General features: G+C 39.2%; 1 protein-coding gene. It reads right to left on the bottom strand.

Translation table 11 applies throughout. The annotated features are described in order from the left end of the window. Position 1 precedes the first annotated feature (1 nt). Positions 2-3,329 (bottom strand): T9SS type B sorting domain-containing protein (locus CLV86_RS14105; protein ID WP_147427046.1); only part of this gene is annotated, 3,328 nt, incomplete at its 5' end.

Raw genomic sequence — 3,329 nt, 5'->3', positions numbered from 1 at the left:
TTTATCGTTTTAAAGTAAAGTGTGCTTTAAACTGTTTCTTAACCGTAGGATTATTAGGTTCTCTATATTCTACAGTAAACCAGTAATCGCTAGTTGGCATTGGGTTACCATTGTAAGTACCATCCCAACCTTCGCCTAATGGACTTAACTGTTTTAAGAGTTTGCCATAGCGATCAAAAATATAGATTACAGCATCTGCTTGACGGCCTATATCGTAAATATTCCACGTGTCATGGTAACCATCGTCATTTGGTGTAAAGTACAATGGATAGTCCATAACTGTTATTGTTGTTGTGCTTTCTCCACAACCTTGTGTGTCTCTTACCGTTATAGTATGTTCTCCTGCTGCAACATCAGAGAAAGTGTACACATAAGCACCCGCAGTGTTTTGTGTGCCTAATTCCCAATCTCCTCCATCTAAACTAAATTCGTATTCGGCTATAGATGTGCTAGTGGTACCTGTTGCGGTTACTAAAACATCATGCTGCTCTGCAAAGGCCAATGTTGTTACCTCTGCTTCTAATACTGGTGGCTCGCTTACGGTAACTAAAGTGGTTACTTCGTCGTTTGAACATCCTGTAGCATTATCTGTCGCCACTACACCATAAGTTCCGCCTTGTGTTGGTTCTATAAATTCTGAGGTCTCGTTTGGTAATACTGCACCGTCTAAAGTCCACTCAAAAGTATATTGTGAAGGATCTAAACCGGTATCTATTACTGGTGAGTTTATAACCTCGCTGCCATTAGTGTTAATACATAATAAGTATGCACTGTCTAACATAAATGATGGCATTGGATTAACCTGTAAGGTAATCTCTGCAGTCTCGTAACATGATGAGCTGTCTATCATCGTTCCTGGATTGGCAGGATCGTTTATCATTAAATCATTATCTACTCTTACAATAATAACTTGTGGGTTAACCGTGTTAGTGTAAGTAAATGGTAATGGATTGATACCTGCATCTGCATCGGCTTGTGTTTCGTAATACGTTACAGTGTAATCTGCTGGATCTTGACCGTCTAATACATCTGCATTTTGAGTGGTTAAATCGAAAACAGTAGTGTCGTTTGTCGTGTCTCCATCAAACTCCATTGTGTCATCACAGGCTTCGTATACAATTGGGCCTCCAACTGGATTGGCTTGTGCGGCTTCGTCTACTACTAAATTAAAGGTAAGTGCTGTGGTATCGCATCCGGTTACGGTATTGGTAATATTAACGTAAATGGTTTGTGGATCACTAGTGTTAGTGTAATCGCCACTTATTGCTAAATCATTAATACCTGCATCGGCTTCAGCTTGTGTTTCATGGTAGGTTACCGTGAAGATGGCTGGGTCTTGACCGTTTAATATGGCTGCTGTCATTGTTGTTAAATCAAAGTCTGCAACGTTGTCTGTATTTAATTCACAAATCACATAGTCTTCTACTGGTGTTACTACTGGTAATGGGTTTACAATAATATCGAAACTCACTAAACTGTAACATCCTGTACCGCCTAATCCTGTTGGGTCTGTACCGTTGGTTAAACGCACATAAATGGTTTGTGGTGTAACAGCAACTCCTGGATTTGCAGGATCTTCGTTAATATGCATGCTTGGGTCTGCTATAGCATTGTTACCCATAATAGCATCGTCTTGTGATAGGTAATAACTTGCTGTTACTCCTAATTCTCCATTAATAATAGTAGCTTCGTTTTGTGTTAAATCGAAAGTCTCTAGCATATCGTTTGGTCCTACAATATCAACATCGTCACACAGTTCTAAATCTTCTGGATCTGGTGTTGGTGATGGATTGTTTAATACACGGATGGTTACGGTTGTAAAACTGAAACAACCGGTATCATTATCGGTCACTCTTACGTATAAGGTTTGTGGACCTGTAATGGTATTCTCGTACGCTGTTGGATCTGGAATGGCATTCGTATCGGCTTGCGCATCGGCCATGGTTTCGTAATAGGTAACTATCCAACTTACATTCATTGCTCCGGTGATTTCTATATCTTCTACCGTTAAATCAAAGAAAGTGAAACCATCATTAGCTTCCATATAATCGGCATCTAAATCATCACATTGTGATAATAAATTGTCATAATTAGCATCGATTACTGGTGGGAATTCCACGCGAATAACAAAACTTCCTGTGGTAACACAGCTATTAGCATTGCTTACTAAGCGAATGTAAATGGTTTGTGGATTGGTAACATTGGTATAGTTACTCGTGTTTACTATTGGGTTGTTACCACTATCGGCTCCTGCTTGTGTGGTGTGGTATGTTAAGGTGAAATCTGCTGGTGTTTGTCCGTTTGCAAAAATTTGTGGATTGATAACGGCATCAAAATCAAATTGAGCAGTACCATCGTTATCGGCATCACAAATTACATAATCTTCAATTGCTATTGGTACTACTGGAGATGGTATTACCGATAATGGTAATTCTACTATAGTGTAACAGCTGGTTAAATCGTTTTGTACAAAGGCATAAACCGTTTGGTTAAACTGCACAATATTGGCATACGGGCTACTTAATGGATTGATTCCATTCATAGCATCGTCTTGTGTTTCGTAATAGGTTGTGGTAACGTCTGGCTCTCCGTTTTCTATTATTACTGTTTGTGCGTCTAAATCGAACAGTGCAAATCCATCGTTATCATCATCACATTCTTCTACTACCGCTGGCATTGCTACTGGCGATGGTAGTGGGTTTACTCTAATATCAAAAGTAGTGATGCTACTACAGCCTGTTACATTATTTGTTCCTAATACATAAATGGTTTGTGCATTTGCAGTGTTTGTGTATGGACTAAATATTTGGTCGGCTGGATCGTTGGTTTCTGCGCCTGTTTGTGTACTGAAATAGGTTAAGGTAATACCGGTTTGTCCTGCTAAAATATCGGCATTAGCATCTTCTAATGTAAAGGCTTCTACCTCGTCTCCTGGATTATTAACATCACATAAATTTAATGATGCGGCTTGTGCTAATACTGGTAATGGATTAACGATAAGTTCTAGCTCTATGGCTTTATAGCAACCTGTAGCATTGTCTTCTACACGTATCCATACACTGTCCATATCGGCAGTGGTGTTTACATAAGCGTTTGGTGTAGCTATGGCATTGTTTGGTGCCTCGGCATTGGCTTGTGTTTGGTAGTAAGTAATGGTGTATAATGTTGGGTCTAAATCGTTAGTGGCATCACCATCTAAAAGATTTAGTACTTCTGGCTCTTTAACAGTTAAATCAAAACTTGCAAATCCATCGGCATCATCATCACAAACTTCTAATGGTGTTAAATTTGCTGGTGTAATAATTTGTGGTTCTGGGTTAACGATTAAT

It is taken from the genome of Lacinutrix venerupis (genome assembly GCF_003663945.1).
Taxonomy (GTDB): domain Bacteria; phylum Bacteroidota; class Bacteroidia; order Flavobacteriales; family Flavobacteriaceae; genus Lacinutrix; species Lacinutrix venerupis.
This window is presented reverse-complemented; position numbering and strand designations above follow the sequence as displayed.